Here is a 17,837-nt window from a genome sequence, read left to right on the forward strand (position 1 = left end):
CGGGAACTTGTGTTCCGTTCCGGGAGTCGGTCAGGAAGGGACAATGTGTGAGGGACGTATCAGCGAACGGTGGAGCGGATGGAACGCACGAAGGCGGAACTTCCCGAAGGCGCGGGGGGTACGGGTGGTTCCGGGGGTGCCAGGAGTGCCGGGGGTGCCGGGGAGGCCGCGGGGGCGGACACCGCGGGCGCGGCCGGGAGCGCGGGTGCGGTCCGCGACCGCGCGATGACGTCCTTCAGCCCCGCCGACGAGGTCAAGCGCCGCGGTGTGCGGCGGATGAAGCTCACCGCCACCGGGCTGCTGCTCTTCGTCGCCCTGGTCTACGTCCTGGCCGAGTGGGCCTCCCACCGGGGAGCGGGCGCCTGGGCGGGCTATGTGTCGGCCGCCGCCGAGGCCGGCATGGTCGGCGCGCTCGCCGACTGGTTCGCGGTCACCGCCCTCTTCCGCCACCCGCTCGGCATCCCCATCCCGCACACCGCGATCATCCCGAAGAAGAAGGACCAGCTGGGCGTCTCGCTGGGCGAGTTCGTCGGGGAGAACTTCCTCTCCGAGGCCGTCGTGCGCCAGCGGCTGCGTGCCGTCGGCATCGGCAGCCGCCTCGGCGCCTGGCTCGCCGTGCCCGAACACGCCGACCGGGTGACGGCCGAGCTGTCCGCCGCCCTGCGCGGGGCCCTGACCGTGCTGCGCGACTCCGACGTCCAGGCCGTGGTCGGCGAGGCGATCACGCGCCGTGCCGACGCCCAGGAGATCGCCCCCGGCATCGGCAAGATGCTGGACCGGGTCGTCTCCGACGGCGGGCACAAGCGCGCCGTCGACCTGATCGTCTCCCGCGCCCACGACTGGCTGATCCTGCACGGCGACTCCGTGATGGACGCCGTACAGGGCGGGGCACCCGGCTGGACCCCCCGGTTCGTCGACCGGAAGATCGGCGACCGGGTCTACAAGGAGCTGCTGCGCTTCGTCACCGAGATGCGCGACATGCCCGCCCACCCGGCGCGCGGCGCCCTGGACCGCTTCCTCACCGACTTCGCCGCCGACCTCCAGTCCGACACGGAGACCCGGGCGCGGGTGGAGCGGCTGAAGACCGAGGTGCTGGGCCGCGGGGAGGTCCAGGATCTGATCGCGTCCGCCTGGACGGCCGTACGATCCATGATCGTCTCGGCGGCGGAGGACGAGCGCAGCGAACTGCGGCTCCGGGTGCGCGCCTCGCTGCTCTCCCTGGGGGCCCGGATGGCCTCCGACGCCAAGGTGCAGGCCAAGGTCGACGGCTGGGTGGAGGGCGCCGCGGTGTACGTGGTGACCACCTACCGCAAGGAGATCACCTCGCTGATCACCGACACCGTGGCGGGCTGGGACGCCGAGCACACCACGAAGAAGATCGAGGCGAACATCGGCCGCGACCTCCAGTTCATCCGCATCAACGGCACGGTGGTCGGCTCACTGGCCGGGCTGCTGATCTACGCGGTCTCCCGCATCCTGGGGGCGTAGCCTCCCGGCGCGGCGGGCGTGTTCTCTCCGGCGTCGGGCACACGTGAGGCGTTCGCTCGACGGAGAGCAGCCGGAGGGGTGCCATGACAGCAGAAGCGTCGTCGTCGGGCTCGGTGCCCGCCTCCACCGGGACGGTCACCACGGCCGTCCCGGCCCGCCTGGACCGGCTGCCCTGGTCGCGCTGGCACTGGATGATCGTGATCGGCCTGGGCACCGTCTGGATCCTGGACGGCCTGGAAGTCACGATCGTCGGCAACGTCGCCGGACGCATCGCCGAGGACGGCAGCGGCCTGGACATCAGCTCCGCCCAGATCACCGGCCTGGCCGCCGCCCTGTACGTGGCCGGGGCCTGCTCCGGGGCCCTGTTCTTCGGCTGGCTGACCGACCGGCACGGCCGCAAGAAGCTGTTCATGCTGACGCTGGTGGTCTATCTGGCGGCCACCGCGCTGACCGCGGTCTCCTTCGAGTCCTGGTGGTTCTTCCTCTTCCGCTTCCTCACCGGCTTCGGCATCGGCGGCGAGTACGCGGCGATCAACTCCGCGATCGACGAGCTGATCCCGTCCCACTACCGGGGCCGGGTCGACCTCATCATCAACGGCAGCTACTGGCTCGGCGCGATCGGCGGCGCCCTGCTGTCCATCGTCATGCTGGACACCGACATCTTCGCCAAGGACGTCGGCTGGCGGCTCAGCTTCGCCCTCGGTGTGGTCCTGGGCCTGGTGGTGCTGCTGGTGCGGCGGCACGTGCCGGAGAGCCCACGCTGGCAGTTCATCCACGGCCAGGGCGAGAAGGCGGACACCCTCGTCTCCTCCGTCGAACGGGAGATCGAGCGGGAGAAGGGCGCGAAGCTGCCGCCGCCGGCCGGCGAGATCACCATCCACCAGCGCAAGTCCATCGGCTTCGGCCTGATCGCCAAGACCGTCTTCCGCCGCTACCCGCGCCGCGCGGTGCTCGGCCTGTCCCTCTTCATCGGCCAGGCCTTCCTGTACAACGCGATCACCTTCGGCTTCGGCACCATCCTCATCACCTTCTTCGACGTGCCGACCGGCAGCACCGGCTACTACTTCGCCGTCATCGCCGCGGGCAACTTCTGCGGCCCGCTGCTCCTCGGCCACCTCTTCGACACCGTCGGCCGCCGGATCATGATCTCCAGCACCTATCTGCTCTCCGGCGTCCTGCTCTTCGGCACGGCCTGGCTCTTCGACCGGGGCTCGCTCACGGCGACGACCATGACGGCCTGCTGGTGCGTGGTGCTGTTCTTCGCCTCGGCCGGCGCCTCCAGCGCGTACCTGACGGTCTCCGAGATCTTCCCCATGGAGACCCGCGCCATGGCCATCGCCTTCTTCTACGCCCTCGGCACCGCCGCCGGCGGCATCAGCGGCCCGCTGCTCTTCGCCGACCTGACGGAGTCCGGCGTGGTCGGCGACACGGTCCTGGCCTTCCAGATCGGCGCCGGGCTGATGTGCGCGGCCGGCCTGGTCGCGGCGTTCCTGGCGGTGAAGGCGGAGCGCCGCTCGCTGGAGGACATCGCGGAGCCGCTGTCGACGGCGGCACCGGACGCGCCGGGAACGGCGGGCCCCGGCGCGAAGACCGCGTAGCGTCACGCACGCCGGCCCGATGGGCACCGACGTCGAGGAGACCCGATGAGCATCCGCAGAATCGTCCCCAACATCCATGTCGAGGCCGAGGGCCAGTGGAACACGAGCCGCGAGTTCTACGGCCTGCTCGGATTCGAGGAGGTCATGGACATGGGCTGGGTGACCACCCTGGCCTCCCCGTCCAACCCCACCGCCCAGATCAGCCTCTTCACCGAGGAGCGCACGGCGCCCGTCGTCCCCGACCTGAGCGTGGAGGTCGAGGACGTCGACGCGGTCTACGCCCAGGTGGTCGCGTCGGGCGCGGAGATCGTCCGGGAGCCGCAGGACGAGGAGTGGGGCGTACGGCGCTTCTTCGTCCGGGACCCGAACGGCCGGGTGATCAACGTTCTCACCCACCACGCCTGACCGGCGCCACCGTCCTCAGGCGCGCCGGTCGGCGACCGCCCACGAGGCCAGCGCCACGGCGCCCGCGGCACCGAGCACGGCGGGCCAGGCGCCCACCTTCTTGGCCAGCGGGTGCGACCCCGCGAAACCGGCGACGTAGGCCGCCGTCAGCGCACCCGCGGCCTTCCCGCCGGCCCGGGCCCGCCACTGCTGGGCGGCGGCGGCCCCGGCGACGGCGAGCACGGCCCCGCCGAGCTGCCGCTTCTTCGTCCAGCGGGCCACGCCGTACCCGCCCACCAGGCCACCCGCGGCGACCACCGCGCTGGGAACCCTCGCCATGTCTGCCTCCTGCTCCGACCGCGGCCGGACCTGCTCCGGCCGTACCGACTTGTCGGGACCGAGGCTAATCCCCGCCCCTTTCGGCCGAACACCGAGCCCTGATCGCGACACTTCCGGGTATCCGCCCCGTTGGGGGGAGACGAGCACCCGGAGGAGACCGATGACCACGCAGCGCCCCCGCACCTACGACCCGCCCCGTCCCCGGACGGTCACGGTGGACGGCGCCCGCGTCGCCTGCTGGGAGGCGGGACCACCCGACGCCGAACCCGTGGTCCTCCTGCACGGCTACCCCGCCGACCACCGGTGCTGGCGCCACCAGGTCCCGCGGCTGTCGGCCCGGCACCGGGTCATCACGCCGGACCTCCTCGGCTGGGGCGCCTCCGACCGCCCCCTGCACCTGCCCTTCGACTACGACACGGAGGTCGCCCGGGTCGGCCGGCTCCTCGACGCACTGGACCTGGACTCGGTGAACCTGGTCGGCCACGACTACGGCGGCTTCCTCTCGCTCGGCTTCACCCAGAACCACCCGGGCCGGGTGCGCAGGCTGGCGCTCCTCAACACGCGCGCGCACGGCACCTTCACCCGCCGCTGGTACGCCGTGTTCGGCCTGCTCGGCCTCCTCGGACGCAACCCCCTGCTCAGCGGCCCGGCACGGCACCTGCCGTACGCCGCCCTGCACCGCCGTTCCTTCGCGCCGCTCGTGCGCGCCGGCCACCTCGACGCCCGCGTGGTGGACGGCTACCTCGACTGGATGGCCGCGCCCGAGGGCCGCCGCTGGCTGCTCCACTACTTCGGCGACTACCGCACCCCGGCCCGCCCCGAGCTGCGCCGGCGGCTGTCCGGCATCACCTGCCCGACGGCAGTCGTCTGGGGCCGCGCGGACCCGTTCCTCAGCCCGGCGATCGCGACCGGGCTGGCCGGGTCGGTGCCCCGCGCCGAGCTGACGATGCTGGACGACGCCGGCCACTGGGTGATGGACGAACGTCCGGCCGACGTGACGCGGGCGCTGGGCCGGCTGCTGGAACGCACCACCCCGAACGGGTGAGACGCAGGTCACAAGTGGGCCGTGGCGCGGCCTGTCACATCGCGCCGCCGGCGTCCGTCGTAGCTGTGTACGACCCACACGGCAACGACGGAGGAATCCACCATGGAAGCGCGTCTCAACCTGTTCGCCAACCCGCTCGCCGGCAAGCTGCTGCGGCACATCAACTCCGCGGGCAAGGCCGTGGGCGACTCGGCGCTGCCGGCCGCGACCCAGGAGCTGGTCAAGATCCGCGCCAGCCAGATCAACGGCTGCGGCTTCTGCCTCGACATGCACACCAAGGACGCCGCGAAGGCGGGGGAGACCTCGCTGCGCCTCAACCTGATCGCCGCCTGGCGGGAGGCCAAGGTGTTCACCGACGCGGAGCGCGCCGCCCTCGAACTGACCGAGCAGGGCACCCGCATCGCCGACGCCTCCGGCGGCGTCAGCGACGAGGCATGGGCGAACGCGGCCGAGCACTACGACGAGGAGCAGCTCACCGCCCTGGTCGGGCTGATCGCCGTCATCAACACCTACAACCGCCTGAACGTCATCACCCAGCAGCCGGCCGGCGACTACGAGCCGGGGATGTTCGGCTGAAGCCGGCACCCCTCGGCCGCAGTCCCGGCCACCCGGCCCCGGCCGCCCGGTCCCGTCGCCCGCCGCTCAGCCGGCGTGCAGCAGGACCGGGAGCCGCTGGTGGCCGTTGCTGATCAGGGAGGGCACGGGCGGCAGCTCCTCGGCCGGATCGGCGAGGCGGAGGTCCGGGAAGCGGCCGAAGAGACTCTCCAGCGCGAGGGTGACCTCCATGCGGGCCAGCGGCGCGCCCAGGCAGAAGTGGACGCCGTGGCCGAAGGCCAGGTGCTCCTTGACGGTGCGGGTCGCGTCGAAGGTGTCGGCGTCCTCGTGCCAGTCCGGATGGCGGTTGGCGGCGGCGTACGAGGCGAGGATCGGCTCCCCGCGGGCGATGGTCCGCCCGTCCGGCAGGGCGATGTCGGTGACCGCGTACCGCAGCGGCAGGTGCTTGACCGCCGGTTCGTGGCGCAGCGTCTCCTCCACCACGTCCGCCCAGGTGACCTCGCCCTTGCGGACCAGGGCGAGCTGGTCGGGGCGGGTCAGCAGGGTGTGCACGGCCTGGTCGATGACGTTGACGGTGGTCTCGTACCCGGCGCTGATCATCAGCAGCAGGGTGTCGCGCAGCTCCTCGGGGGAGAGCCGGTCGCCGTCCCCCTCGTCGTCCCGCGCGGCTATGAGCAGCGAGGTCATGTCGTCGCCCGGGGTGGCGCGCTTGGCCGCGATGAGCTGGTCGAGGACCTCGTACAGGCGCGCGGTGTTGGCCTGGGCCTCGGCCTGGTCCAGGGTGGTGTCGAAGACGCCGTCCACGAGGGCGCGGAAGCCGTCGCGCCGGTCCTGAGGCACGCCCATGAGGTGACCGATCACCGCGATGGGCAGCGGGTAGGCCAGCTCCTGCCGCAGGTCCACCGGCTCACCGGCGGGAAGCTCGGCGAGCCGGTCGACGAGACCGGTCACCATCGCCTCGACGGCCGGCCGCATCGCGTCGACGCGACGGGCGCTGAAGGCGGGCGCCACCAGCCGGCGCAGCTTGCGGTGATTGGGCCCGTACGCGGTGAACATGTTCTCCACCGCCACCCACAGGGCCAGCGGCCAGGTGCCGACGACCTCCCCGAAGGCGGGCCAGTGCGCCCGGGCGTCCTTGGAGACGTCGGAGCTGGTGAGCAGCTGCTTGAGGAGGACGGGGTCGCTGACCGACCAGGCCTGCACCCCGAGGACGTCCACCCAGGTGGCCGGGCCGCCCTCCCGCAGGGTGCGGTGCTCGGTGTGGTGGTCGGCGCCGGTGGGGTCGAGGACGAGGGCGGGCTGCTGGGTCGCCATGGCCTGGCTCCTTAGTGTGCGGCGGATTGCGCGGCGGGGAAGGTGACGGGCAGGGATTCGAGGGCGCGGTGGAACGGGCCGGGGCGCCACACCAGTTCGGCTGCGGGCCGGGCGAGGTCCGTCTCGGGGAGCGCGTCCAGGAGGTGGGTGACCGCGGTCTCGGCGATGAGGTAGGCGTGCGAGCGGGCGGGGCAGGTGTGCGGACCGGTGCTCCAGGCCAGGTGGGCGCGGTTGCCGCCGTGCTGTCCGGCGGGCACGCCCTCGGTGAGGGCCGGGTCGTTGTTCGCGGCCGCCATCGAGATCACCACCGGCTGGTCGGCCGGCAGCAGCACGCCCTCCACGTCGACGGGGTACGGGGGATAGGAGATGCAGTAGTTCGCCATCGGCGGGTCGGTGTAGAGGACGGCGTCGAGCGCGTCGCGCACCGTGGAGAGCCCGGCGTGCAGGTCCGCGGAGAACTCCTCGTCGGTGAGGATCTTCAGGATCGTGTTGCTGATCAGGTTGGTCATGGGTTCGATCCCGGCGCCGTAGAGCGTGACGAGCTGGTGGCTCATCTCCTCGTCGGTCAGCCGGACGGGGTGCAGGGCCAGCCGGGACGTGATGTCGTCGCCGGGGTGGGTCCGGCGCAGGGTCACCAGGTCGGACACGGCCTGCGCGAGGATCAGGTTGCCCTGGTCGGCGTTGGTGGTGTCGAAGATCTTCGCCATGCCGTCGGCGATGCGCTGCCCGATCTCGTCCGGGCAGCCGAGCAGCGCGCTCAGCACGCGGAAGGCGATGGGGAAGGAGTACTGGGTGAGCAGGTCCGCCGAGCCGGCGGTGCGGAAACCCTCGATGGCGTCGGAGGCGACCTGCTCGACGAGGGCGCGCAGCCCGTGCTGGTCCACCTGGTCGATGGCGTGCGTGTTCGCGGACCGGTAGCGGGTGTGCTCGGCGCCGCCCGAGCGCAGCGCGTTGGGCCGCCACTCCATCATCGGCCGCACCGGGCAGGTCGCCGGGATCAGCTTCTCCCAGGCCCGCGGGTCGGCCGGGAAGCGCAGCGGGTCGTTCAGGATGCGGCGGGCCTGGTAGTAGCCGATCACCAGGGTCGCCGGGACCCCCGGCGCCAGGTCCACGGGGACGAGCGGACCGTGGGTGCGGCGCATGCTCCGGTAGGCGGCGTGCGGGTCGGCGGCGAACTCCGGCGCGTACAGGGCGATCCGGCCCGGTTCACCCGTCGGCGCGGTCTCGGTGGAGGGCAACGTCATCGGCGGGACTCCAGGAGGGCGGCTGAACGGTGCTCGGAGAGGTACTCCGTGAGCGTGATCAGGGCGTGCAGGGAGGAGGTGCGGTCACGGGCGTCGCAGTACGTCAGCGGCGTGGCCGGTTCCAGGGCCAGTGCCTCGCGCAGCTCGGCCTCGGGGTAACTCGGGGACCCGGGGAAGGTGTTGATGGCGACGGCGTACGGGATGCCCGCGCCGTCCAGCAGACCGAGGGCGTCGTGGGAGGCGTCCAGGTCGCGGGTGTCGGCCAGGACGAGGCAGCCGAGGGCGCCCTCGGCCAGGTCCTCCCACAGCGGCTGGAAGCGGGACTGCCCCGGCAGCCCGAACAGGTACAGCGCGAGCCGGCCGCCGGCCATGTGGATGCGGCCGAAGTCCATCGCCACGGTGGTCGTCGTCTTGTGCGGGGTGCCGCGCAGATCGTCCACACCGGCGCTGGCCTGCGTGATCGGCTCCTCCATGCGCAGCGGCCGCACCTCCGAGACGCTGCCGATCAGCGTGGTCTTGCCGACGCCGAAGCCGCCCGCGACCACGATCTTGGCGGACCGGGTCACCGTGGCCGGGACGTAGGTGACGGGCGGGTCGGCCCGGTCGGCATCTCCGGCCCCGGCGGACGCGTCGGTCCGGTCGGTCCGGTCGGCCCCGTCAGACCAGGGAGCGAAGTCCACGGAGTACCTCCTGCAGCAGGTCGAAGTCGGGCTGGTCGTCGATCGCGGCGACCGGGCTGGCGAGGTGGCCGGAGTCCATCAGCGAGGAGACGAGGATGCGCACCGTGGAGGGCGGCAGCTCCAGCGCGGCGGCGATGTCGGCGACGGCCAGGCCGCCGTCCGCGCCGGCGAACAGCCGCATCACCCGGCGGGCGTCCGGGCCGAGGGTGTCCGTGGGACCGGTCGCGGCGATGACCACGCTCTCCAGGCGCACGTCCTCGCGCGCGCGGATCCGGCCCTGGGTGCGGACGTAGGGCCGGACCATGTCGGGATCGCGCCGCGGCCCGCTCATACCGGTCGGCCGCCGTCCGCGACCGGCACGCGCTCCTCCGTGGCCAGCTCGTGTCCCACCCGGGTGGCGAGCCGCACCATGTGGTGCGAGATCAGCCCGACGTCGGCGTCGGGGCCGGTCGTGCACACCGAGAGCATGGTGTTCTTCGCGGCGGTCGTCGTCAGGCCGATGCAGCCGACCGACTCGATCAGCAGCTGCCGCATCCCCGCGCCGCCGGTGAACTCGTCCCAGGCCTTGCCCGCCGCACGCAGGGCCGCCGTCAGCGCGGCGAACTTCTCCCCGTCGTCCTGGCCGATCGTCTGGGTACGGGCCTTCAGCAGTCCGTCGCTGCTCATCAGCACGGCGTACCGGACGCCCTCGACGCTGCCGAGTTCCTGGTCCAGCAGCCAGCCCAGGCTGTTGGTGTGTGTGTCTTGCACGATCAGTGTCCTTCGTCGTCAGCGGCGTCGTGGGGGGTGGTGCGGGCGGCGGTGTGGGTCGCGGTGCCGGCGGGGGCCGGCGAGGGCTGCTCCCCGTCCCGGCCGCGGCGGGTCCCGGCCGCCCAGGCGGCGGCGACGGCGGGGCGGCCGGGCTCGGTGTCGTCGGGGGCGGCCGGGCGCCGTGCGGGGGCGGGCGCGGCGGAGCGCCGGCGGACGGTCAGGCCGCTGGCGGTGGTGGCGGTCGTGGCGGCGGAGGTGGGGGTGGCCGGGTCGGGTACGGACGCTGCGGCCGGGGCTCCGGCGGGGGACGTCGCAGGCGCAGCGGCGGGCTCGGCGACGGGCTCGCCCGGCGCGGCCGGTACGGCGGGCCCGGCGACCGCCGCAGACGCCGGGACGCCGGCCTCGGGCGCGGGCGCGAGCGGGGGCGCGACGGAAGACGCGGCCACCGCCGGAGCCACCGGAGTCGCCGGAGCTGCCGGGGCCGCCGGAGTCGCCGAACCGGCAGGGACCGGTCGGGCCGCCTGGGCGGCGGGCCTGGGTGCCGGCTGGGCTGCCGCGGGGTCGACGATCAGGTTCTTCGGCAGGACGACCATGGCCCGGGTCCCCTGGTAGATGTTGGGCGCGGTCAGCTCGACGCGGAAGCCGTAGTTCTCCGCCAGCAGGGAGGCGACGCGCAGCCCGGTCTGGGGGTGGGCGCCCAGGCGCGTGATGTCGTCGCGCTGTTCGCCGGACATCACGTCGCTGGCCCACAGCAGCCGCTCGTCGTCCATGCGCAGTCCCGCGTCGTCCACGATCAGGAAGCACGCGTGGTGCCCCTGTTCCAGCGAGACGTGGACACTGGCGGCGGGCGGCGAGTAGCGCAGCGCGTTGTCCAGCAGTACGGCGAGCGCGTGCACGACCGCCTCCACGGCGCGGCCCTCGACCACCACGGACCCCATCTCGGGGTGCTTGATCCGCTCGTACCCCTCGATCCGGCCCATGGCCGCCCGCACGATGTCGGTCAGCGTGGTGGCGGGCCAGCGCCGGGACAGCTTGTCCCCGGCGAGCACGGAGTACCCCGACGCGGTGAGCAGCATCTGCTGCGTGAGGTGGTCGATCTCCACGAGCGTCTCGTACGCCTCGTCCGAGATGTGCCGCCGTACGCCCTGGCTGACGGCCCGGCCGAGCCGCGCGGAGCGGGCCACGACGTTGTTGGCGAAGCCGCGCACGGCGGCCCGGGCCACGCCGACGGACTCGCGGCGGGCCTGGGCGATCTGCCGCTCGGTGTCCTGCCGTAGCCGCTCGGCCGCGTGCGCCGCGGCCTGTTCGGCGGCAGCCCGCTCCTCGGCCCGTACGTCGCCCACCGCCGAGGCCACCGCGCCGGGCACGGCACGCAGCCGCTCGGCGAGCGGGGTCCCGTCGAGCTGCGCCGGCACGAGCAGACCGCCCCCGGGGCCCGAGCCGCCGGGACCGCCCTTCGCCGCCGCCGGGATCACCGTGGCCGCGAGGTGTCCCACGCACTGCTCCGCCGCGACGAGTTGCAGGGTCAGCCGGTCGGCGTGCTCGCGCAGCTGCTCGCCGCGGCGCCGGGCCTGCCCGGCCTTGCGCCGGAAGTACCACGCGGCCCCGGCTCCGGCCACCGCCAGCACGGCGGTGGCGGTCACTATCAGTTCAGTCATCGAGTCCTCACGGATCGGAAGCCGTCGGTGTGGTCGAGGTGGCCGAGGCGGGCCGGCGCGCAGGGCGGGGCGCCGGCCGGCCCGATGACGACCGGGCTCTCAACAGGCCGGAGCGGACCGGTGTCTCCCACGGTCGTCCCGTGCCGCGGAGTCGGCAGCGACGCGGTCGACGGCGAGGGCGCACGACATGGATCTCCCGGGAACACGCGAGGGCCGGTACGAGCAGGGGGTGCCGATGACGCGGACTCGAGACGGAACAGGACCGCGTGTCCCGAGGCGCCTCGAACTCCCGTATCCGCGACCGGCGTTCGGCATACGGAAGGGGACCATACCGCTTGTGCTCACGTTGCGCTGATGCACGGTGCCGGACTCGTGATCACGGCCTGGAAGCGTCGGGGCTTTGGCGCGAAAAATGCGCCGATGACGGCCGAACCACTGTGGCCGAAAAGGGAGTTGGCCCGCCGGGCGGGGTCCTGGTAGTGGCTCAGTCGGTGTCGGAGAGGCGCTTCAGCCACTCGCCGAGCAGCCCCGCTTCCAGGCCTGCCGCGACCACGCCGCCCGACGGTTGACCGGGCCGGGTCTGGCCGTCCGGGCCGGGTCTGGCCGTCCGGGCCGTCGGGCCGACCTGGCCGGCCTGGCCCAGGACGGCCGAGTGGGGCGGAAGCAGGGGGTCTGTGTCGCGTCGCCTGCTTCCCTCTGCTCCCGCCCCGCCGCCTCATCAACTGGAGGCGAGCTGGTCCGTGATCTCCTTGATCCAGTCGGCCTTCTTCGCAGGTTGCCTGAGGCTCGCCTCCCACTCCTCCCGTTCCATCTTGTGGTCCGTGTGACCGGCCTTGATCAAGGTCAGCAAGTGCAGGGCGGAGGCGCGCAGGGCGGGATCGGTGTTCTCGCGCGAGACCATGTTGTAGATCTTGTGTGCCGCCAGCTGGCGCTTGTACCTCGTGATCTTCTTCCAGAACTTCATGGCGTGCAGCAGCGAATCCCCGGTGTCCTTGGCCGTCGGTATCGGCTCCCCCTCCGGCGTGTAGAGCTCGGGGTGGTGGGCCTCCTGGAAGCGTCCGTAGGCCGCACTGCCTCCCTTGTAGGCGGCGGTGGTGAGGACGAGGCCCGCCCCTACCGCGGCGGTGATCCAGCCCGCGGGGTTGGACGCCAGAGCCCCGGTGGCGACGATGGCCACGGTGGCGATGCCGCCCGCTCCCTTGAGGCCCTCACCCATGACGCCGCCCCCCATTTCCTTGGCCGCCTGGCTGACCTTCCTGCTCTTCGCGAGATTCGTGGCGAAGGTCAGGTCCTCCAGGTCCCGCGCGTTACCGAGGAAGTCGGCCTTGGCCCGGGCCTCGATCAGCGCCGCCTGCTCGTACGCGGCCCCGGCGGTCCTGATTCCTGCCGCCCACTCGTCCTCCGTACGGCCGTCGCGGTCGTTCCTCGCCCGCTCCACGGCTTCGCGGGCGAAACGGGCGTTGAGCTCGGCGGTGTTGGCCTCGGCCTCCAGCCGGAGCAGCCGCTGGGACTGGGCGGCGTTGGCCTTCTGGAGCTGCCTCAGACCGTGGATCTTCTCGATCGCACCCTTGGACTTGAAAGCGGCCCGGACGCTCTTGGCCACACCGGCGACGCCGCTGAGCACACCGCTCGCCTCGGCGGAGGCCGCGGTGCTCGCCACACCCTGCAGCTTGACCGCTTCCTTGGCGATGGTGCCGGCGTTGGCGCCCGTACTGGCGACACTCATGCCCGCGTCGGTCGCCTTGGTCTTGCCCTTTTTATGAGCGTTGTGGTAGCCGGCCCCACTCCCCTTGACCAGGGCCGTCCTCAGGTTCCTGAACGAATCCGCGACGCTGGCTCCGAAGGAGAGGAGTTCCGTGACGGCGCTCAGCGATGCGCCGGAGACCCCCGTGGCGGAGGCGTTGTGCTTCAGGACTTCGGCGCCCGACCCGCCGCCCGGGTCCGGCTTCGGGGCGTTGGCGGCCATTTCGGTGGCCTCCTGGCCGAGGCCCGCGGCGGTGGGGGCCTGGACGCCCTTGGCCAGGGCGTCCGTGGGGTCGAGGAGCCGCTTCCCCTGGTCCGCGTTCTCGGCGACCGTCTTCAGACGGTCGCTCCTGACCTCCGCCCTGGTGTCGGCGGCGGCGCGTTCCTCGGAGCGGCGTGCCTCCTCCGCGGGGGGCGCCGTCTCCTCGGCGGGAGGCGCCACCTCCTCGGTGGCGGTGGTGGTGCCCGTGTCGTCCCTGGTCGTGTCGGTGCGTTCCCAGGTACCGGTGCCGAACTCGGCGTACCGGATGCCGGAGTCGGAGCCGCGTCGGGTGAGGCCGGCGGTGTCGGGTCGAGCATCGAGGTCCGAGCCGCGCCGCGTGCGCCCCGACGGGGTGAAGCCGGCCGCGAGCCTGGCGAGGCGCGCGTCTCGGGCCTCGCGTTCTTCGGCCGTGAGCGTCACTTCTTCGACGGCGGCGCGGGTTTCCTCCACGACGGCCGGGTGTGCTTCTTCTTCGCGGCGGCGGCGTCGTTCCTCTTCGGCCAGTGCCACCGCTTCTGCCTCTGCTCTGCGGCGTAGCCGGTCTTCTTCCTCGGCTGCTGCCTCGGCGGCCGCGATGCGCTCTCGTGCCTTGGCCGCCGCCGCTTCCGCACCAGCGCGACGCCGTCGCTCTATTTCCGCCGCTTCCGCCGCGGCTGCCTCTGCCTCCTCAAGGCGGCGTGCCGCTACGGCTGCTGCTTCGCCTGCGGCCGTCCGTGCCGTGTTGCGGTTCCGTGCTACGGCTGCTGCTTCGCCTGCGGCCGTCCGTGCTGTGTTGCGGTTCTGCGCTACGGCTGCTGCTTCGCCTGCGGCCGTCCGTGCTGTGTTGCGGTTCTGCGCCACGGCTGCCGCCTCGCCTGCCGCCGTCCGTGCCGTGTTGCGATTCCGCGCCACGCCTGCTGCCGCTTCGGCCCCCGCGCGCACGTGCCGTCGTGTGGCCGCCGCTTCTTCGGCGGTGCGACGCGCGGCGGTGGCCTGGTCCCGAAGCGCGGGGTCGACCTCCATGCCCTGGGTGCCGGACTCCGAGCCGCGCCGGGCGGGACCGGCGGGGTCGCGCCGGGTGCCGGGCGCGGAGCTGGGGCGGGCGGCGCCGCTACCCGCGGTCCGCTCCAGGCTCCTGCCCCTGGCGCGCTGCACGGTGGCGGTCGCCGCCTGGTTGCCGGCGCTGGACTGGAGTCCGAGGAAGGCCTGCTCCGCCGAGGTCCCGGACCTGGACGAACTCCCGGTCCGCCCCTCCTCCCGACGCTGCCGGGCGGCTGCCAATGCGGTTGCGGAGTCCCGTTCGGAGGTGCGGTGGACAGGGGCGCTCATGGACATACCTCTCCTGCTGCCGGACCGGGCCACGCGAAGGTAGCCAGGGACGGCGAACAGCAGGGGTGCGGCAGGCGAACACCGCACGGACGCGCGCGGAACGTGCCGAGATCACGCGAGCGTCACTCTCCGTGCTTCACCCCGTCACCCCAGGATGTACGCCAGGACAGCGGCCTCGAACACCACCAGCCCGATCAGATCGCCCCGCTTCCACAGCGGCCTGCGGGAAGTGATGACGGTCTCCACGCGACCGGGCGCCGCCGGATCGTAGCGGACCTTCACCGTGCCACCGGTCCGAGTACCCGGCGGGACCTCACTCTCCGTGGCGGAGCAGGTTATCTTGATCCCGTCAGCCGTCCGGAAGCTGAGGAGGAACGTGGGACCACCGCCCTGCCCCCGCCATTCACGGTCGTAGCAGCGCGCGTCCACCTCCACGCCCCGCGCCCGAACCAGCAGGCGCTTGCGGAGTATCCAGACGAAGGCGACGAGACCGAGCGAGGCCGGTATGAGGAGCAGGCGATCCGAATTCACTGTCGGCCCTTCCGGAGGTCGGCGCGGAACCGAAAGATACCGGGAGGCGGCGGGCAGGCACGACGCCGTCTCCGGAACGGACCTGAGGCCCCCTCAACGCACCGGCGCCGGGGCCGGCACCGGCACCGGCGCGGCCGACGGCCGCCAGTCCCGCCTGATCAGCCCGTACACCCAGGAGTCGGACACCTCGCCGTCGACGACGCAGTCCTCCCGCAACGTCCCCTCGCGCACGAACCCGACCTTCTCCAGCACCCGGGCGGAGGCCGCGTTGCGCGTGTCGGCCTTGGCCTGGACCCGGTTCAGGTCCAGCGTGTCGAAGGCCCACCGCAGCAGGGCGTGTGCGGCCTCCGTCGCATAGCCGTGGCCCCACATCGCCTCGTCGAGGCAGTAGCCCAGCGACGCGCTGCGGTAGACCGGGTTCCACTCGACCAGGCAGCACCAGCCGACGAAGGCGCCGTCGGAGGCGCGGTCGACGGCCACCCGCACGCCGGTGCCTTCGTCCGCCATCTTCCGGCACATCTCGACGAAGCGCCCGGCGCGGGCCCGCTCGGTCCACGGCGGGGAGTCCCAGTAGCGCATCACGTGCCTGCTGCTGTGCATGGCGTAGAGGAAGCCCGCGTCGTCCTCGGTGAAGGGCCGCAGCCGCAGGCGATCGGTGTCCAGGGTGGGGGTGGCCAGAGTCATGGCCGTCATCCTGCGCCCCCACGGGGCGGGCGCGACAGCGAATATCCGGCGAGGGCGTCACCGGAACGCCCGGCCGGGCGCCACGACCTCAGGCCGTCGGATCCCAGAGCCCACCGGCTTCGCCGCGCGCGAGGTGCTCGGCGTAGACACCGACCTTCCAGGCGATGACGGTCCGGCACTCCTCCAGCGCCTCGATCTGTGCGTCGACGCGCCGTTGATGGGTGTCGAGCAACCGCAGGCGTTCCGCCTCGTTGCCCGGTCCCTGGCGCACCAGTGCGGCGAACTGCTTGAGGTCGGCCAGCGGCATGCCCGATTCACGGAGCTTGACGCAGATCAGCAGCCAGTCGACGTCGAAGGAGCTGTACCGCCGTCTGCCGCCCGACGTGCGCCGGACCGGCCCGACGAGCAGACCCTCGCGCTCGTAGAAGCGCAGCGCGTGCACGCTCAGTCCGGTCCGCTCCGCCACCTCGCCGATGCTCAGGGACTGCCCGGACACTTCGGATACTTCGGTGCTGGCCACGCCGCTCACCCCGGGACTTGATCTAGACCTTGCTCTAGATCGTAGCGTCGGAGCCATGACCCACACCGAACAGCAGCCGCTCAACTCCCCCTTCTCCGCCGCCACCACCGCCGAGGACGTCATGGCCGGCCACGACCTCTCGGGCGTGACCGCCGTGGTGACCGGGGGCTACTCCGGGCTCGGCCTCGCAAGCACCCGGGCCCTGACGGCCGCCGGGGCCCGGGTCCTCGTTCCCGCCCGCCGCCCCGACATCGCCCGAGCCGCCCTGCGGGACGTGAAGGGCAGCGAGGTCGTCCCCATGGACCTGACCGACCTCGACGGCGTCCGTTCCGCCGCCGCGCACATCGGCGACCGCATCGACCGGATCGACCTCCTGATGGCCGCCGCCGGAGTCATGGCCACCCCGGAGCGGCGGGTCGGGCCCGGATGGGAATTCCAGCTCGCCGCCAACCACTTCGGGCACTTCACGCTCGCCTGCGAGCTCTATCCGCTGCTGGCCGCAGCGGGCGGCGCGCGTGTCGTGGCGTACAGCTCCGCCGGACACGCCATGACCGACATCCGCCGGCACGACCCGCACTTCCGCACCGGCTACGACAGGTGGCTGGCCTACGGTCAGGCCAAGACCGCCAACGCCCTGTTCGCCGTGCACCTCGACGCCCTCGGCAAGGACGACGGCATCCGCGCGTTCGCCCTCCACCCCGGCAAGATCATCACCGGTCTTCAGCGGGAGATGCCGCTCCAGGAACAGATCGACGCCGGCTGGGTGGACGAGCACGGCAACGTCGTCGCCGCCGACTTCAAGACCGCCTCCCAGGGTGCCGCCACCGGCCTGTGGGCCGCCACCTCCCCCCTCCTCGACGGCCGAGGCGGCCTCTACCTGGCGGACTGCGACGTCGCCCGCGTCTTCCCGCCCGACACCCCCATGGACGACAACGGCGTACGCCCGTACGCCGTCGACCCCGCCAACGCCGCCCGGCTCTGGGAGATGTCCCTCGCCGCGACGGGCGCGACGCCGCCGACCCGGTGACCCGGCGCACCGTCTCGGCCGGGCTCGGGCTGCCTTCGGGGTAAGGGGCGGGGGCGCGGTCACTCTGAGGGAAACCCCATGTCCCTTGGTGCGGTGGTCCCTGGCGCTGCGATAAGGGGCCGTACTCCCGTCCTGGCCAGGAGTCGTCGGGAGAATGCCGTTCGCCGGGAGAATGTCCGTTGTCGCCCCCTCTCCGAGGTCGCATGCTTCGGGGCATGGCCTCCGAGGACCACTCCCCCTGTGCCACCGTCACCACGCGGGTCTCCGTGCGCGATCTGCTGCCCCAGGACTTGCCGGCGTGCACCTGGTCCGGCTCGGCCACCCATCTGCGCCACGTGGAGCGAGAGCTGACGCGCGCCGCGGAATGGCCCTCGTCGGGGCGGTCGCGGATCGGTGGGGCGTCCAGCTCGATGCCGATGGGAAGGTCACCCGGTGCGAACTCGCCACGGGGCTGCCGCCGGTGAGCGGTCATGACGGCTGTCTCAGGATGACCCAGGTCGAGACGGTGATTGGTTTGTACGGCGACCATGGAGCCGGGTCCGGGTCACGAACCGGCAGACTCGGCGTCACTGAGGGGGAGGAGGCGGCGATCTCCGTGATCACCGACCTCCTCCATTGGCTCAGCGCGCATGGTCGTGACGGGGACGACGTACTGGACCGTGCCCAGGTGCGGTTCGAGGCCGAAGTCTCCGAGGGATCCTGGTGAG

18 protein-coding genes and 1 pseudogene are annotated in these 17,837 nt (G+C 72.6%); 8 read left to right on the forward strand and 11 right to left on the reverse strand.

Translation table 11 applies throughout. The features are described from left to right. The first annotated feature begins 78 nt into the window (after positions 1-78). The 3 genes from R2E43_RS23740 (at position 79) to R2E43_RS23750 (ending at position 3,491) form a co-directional block, all read left to right on the forward strand. Positions 79-1,488, forward strand: coding sequence for a DUF445 domain-containing protein (locus R2E43_RS23740; protein ID WP_003975919.1), 1,410 nt, complete (start codon positions 79-81; stop codon positions 1,486-1,488). A gap of 83 nt (positions 1,489-1,571) precedes the next feature. Then, complete coding sequence (locus R2E43_RS23745; RefSeq protein WP_332056542.1) at positions 1,572-3,086, forward strand: MFS transporter; 1,515 nt, start codon at positions 1,572-1,574, stop codon at positions 3,084-3,086. 45 nt (positions 3,087-3,131) lie between these two features. Next, entirely contained in the window at positions 3,132-3,491 is a 360-nt protein-coding gene (locus tag R2E43_RS23750; protein ID WP_003975921.1) for a VOC family protein, read from the forward strand. Positions 3,492-3,506: 15 nt separating this feature from the next. Here R2E43_RS23750 and R2E43_RS23755 read toward each other — a convergent pair whose 3' ends face one another. Beyond that, the gene (locus R2E43_RS23755) at positions 3,507-3,809 is read right to left on the reverse strand and encodes a hypothetical protein (RefSeq protein ID WP_011028647.1); all 303 of its coding nucleotides are present in this window, start codon (positions 3,807-3,809) and stop codon (positions 3,507-3,509) included. A 160-nt stretch (positions 3,810-3,969) separates the two neighbouring features. Here R2E43_RS23755 and R2E43_RS23760 point away from each other — a divergent pair, with 160 nt between their 5' ends. After that, positions 3,970-4,854 carry an alpha/beta fold hydrolase gene (locus R2E43_RS23760; RefSeq protein WP_332056543.1) on the forward strand — a complete coding sequence of 295 codons (885 nt, stop codon included), beginning with the start codon at positions 3,970-3,972 and terminating at the stop codon, positions 4,852-4,854. Between the two features lie 102 nt (positions 4,855-4,956). Next, complete coding sequence (locus R2E43_RS23765; protein WP_003975924.1) at positions 4,957-5,430, forward strand: carboxymuconolactone decarboxylase family protein; 474 nt, start codon at positions 4,957-4,959, stop codon at positions 5,428-5,430. Positions 5,431-5,496: 66 nt separating this feature from the next. Here the strand turns inward: R2E43_RS23765 and R2E43_RS23770 are convergent, their stop codons facing one another. The 10 genes from R2E43_RS23770 to R2E43_RS23815 form a co-directional block, all read right to left on the reverse strand. Then, positions 5,497-6,723 (reverse strand): cytochrome P450 family protein, encoded by a 1,227-nt coding sequence (locus R2E43_RS23770; protein WP_003975925.1) that lies wholly within the window; start codon positions 6,721-6,723, stop codon positions 5,497-5,499. Positions 6,724-6,734: 11 nt separating this feature from the next. After that, positions 6,735-7,967 carry a cytochrome P450 gene (locus tag R2E43_RS23775; protein ID WP_003975926.1) on the reverse strand — a complete coding sequence of 411 codons (1,233 nt, stop codon included), beginning with the start codon at positions 7,965-7,967 and terminating at the stop codon, positions 6,735-6,737. Beyond that, a complete protein-coding gene (locus R2E43_RS23780; RefSeq protein WP_003975927.1) occupies positions 7,964-8,512 on the reverse strand; it encodes a GTP-binding protein in 549 nt (182 codons plus the stop codon). Before R2E43_RS23780 ends, R2E43_RS23775 begins: the two co-directional genes overlap by 4 nt. 112 nt (positions 8,513-8,624) lie before the next feature. Continuing rightward, positions 8,625-8,978, reverse strand: coding sequence for a DUF742 domain-containing protein (locus tag R2E43_RS23785; RefSeq protein ID WP_003975928.1), 354 nt, complete (start codon positions 8,976-8,978; stop codon positions 8,625-8,627). Beyond that, positions 8,975-9,397, reverse strand: coding sequence for a roadblock/LC7 domain-containing protein (locus tag R2E43_RS23790; protein WP_011028644.1), 423 nt, complete (start codon positions 9,395-9,397; stop codon positions 8,975-8,977). The genes R2E43_RS23785 and R2E43_RS23790 overlap by 4 nt, the downstream gene beginning before the upstream one ends. Before the next feature lie 2 nt (positions 9,398-9,399). Then, on the reverse strand, positions 9,400-11,055 hold the full coding sequence (locus R2E43_RS23795; protein ID WP_011028643.1) for an ATP-binding protein: 1,656 nt from the start codon (positions 11,053-11,055) through the stop codon (positions 9,400-9,402). Between the two features lie 718 nt (positions 11,056-11,773). Beyond that, complete coding sequence (locus tag R2E43_RS23800) at positions 11,774-14,368, reverse strand: hypothetical protein (RefSeq protein ID WP_332056544.1); 2,595 nt, start codon at positions 14,366-14,368, stop codon at positions 11,774-11,776. Between the two features lie 144 nt (positions 14,369-14,512). After that, positions 14,513-14,899 carry a DUF3592 domain-containing protein gene (locus R2E43_RS23805; RefSeq protein ID WP_332056545.1) on the reverse strand — a complete coding sequence of 129 codons (387 nt, stop codon included), beginning with the start codon at positions 14,897-14,899 and terminating at the stop codon, positions 14,513-14,515. Positions 14,900-14,992: 93 nt separating this feature from the next. After that, positions 14,993-15,583, reverse strand: coding sequence for a GNAT family N-acetyltransferase (locus R2E43_RS23810; protein WP_332056546.1), 591 nt, complete (start codon positions 15,581-15,583; stop codon positions 14,993-14,995). 88 nt (positions 15,584-15,671) lie between these two features. Then, positions 15,672-16,103: a MerR family transcriptional regulator gene (locus R2E43_RS23815; RefSeq protein ID WP_016326330.1), complete on the reverse strand. Its 432-nt coding sequence runs from the start codon at positions 16,101-16,103 to the stop codon at positions 15,672-15,674. Between the two features lie 55 nt (positions 16,104-16,158). Between R2E43_RS23815 and R2E43_RS23820 the strand changes: the two genes are divergently transcribed. The 3 genes and pseudogenes from R2E43_RS23820 to R2E43_RS23830 all read left to right on the forward strand — a co-directional run bounded on the left by R2E43_RS23820 (position 16,159) and on the right by R2E43_RS23830 (position 17,836). Further along, the gene (locus R2E43_RS23820) at positions 16,159-17,130 is read left to right on the forward strand and encodes an SDR family NAD(P)-dependent oxidoreductase (protein WP_106518403.1); all 972 of its coding nucleotides are present in this window, start codon (positions 16,159-16,161) and stop codon (positions 17,128-17,130) included. Between the two features lie 215 nt (positions 17,131-17,345). Continuing rightward, positions 17,346-17,492: pseudogene (locus R2E43_RS23825) on the forward strand (GNAT family N-acetyltransferase); the annotation flags it as partial. Between the two features lie 2 nt (positions 17,493-17,494). Beyond that, positions 17,495-17,836 carry a hypothetical protein gene (locus R2E43_RS23830; protein WP_162495056.1) on the forward strand — a complete coding sequence of 114 codons (342 nt, stop codon included), beginning with the start codon at positions 17,495-17,497 and terminating at the stop codon, positions 17,834-17,836. Position 17,837: the final 1 nt, after the last annotated feature.

This window comes from Streptomyces violaceoruber (assembly GCF_033406955.1).
GTDB classification, from domain to species: Bacteria; Actinomycetota; Actinomycetes; order Streptomycetales; family Streptomycetaceae; genus Streptomyces; species Streptomyces violaceoruber.